The 274-nt window shown below is 38.7% G+C and carries 1 protein-coding gene; it reads left to right on the top strand.

Annotated elements, in window-relative coordinates:
• On the top strand, positions 1–274 hold a 274-nt coding region (locus IC21_RS17345; RefSeq protein WP_035180834.1), incomplete at both ends, for a Mu transposase domain-containing protein.

Genomic DNA, 274 nt, shown 5'->3' with positions numbered 1-274 from the left:
TCTAGTATAACAAGAACAGTGCGTAAGGACAATACGATCGTCTATCAATCCAATCGCTATTCGGTTCCTCTCGGAACCTATCAAAAAGATAAAGATGTCTATATTGAAATAACAGCTGAGAATCGTCTGGTAATACGTGAACAAACAGATGGGCCAGTTATTGCCAACCATATCATTTCATTCGAGAGAGGAAAACTTATACAAGATAGGCAGCACACACGAGATCGTACTAAAGGGATAGCTGCGTATATTTCCACTGTATCTTCGTATTTTA

It is taken from the genome of Heyndrickxia coagulans DSM 1 = ATCC 7050, assembly GCF_000290615.1.
Taxonomy (GTDB): domain Bacteria; phylum Bacillota; class Bacilli; order Bacillales; family Bacillaceae_C; genus Weizmannia; species Weizmannia coagulans.
This window is presented reverse-complemented; position numbering and strand designations above follow the sequence as displayed.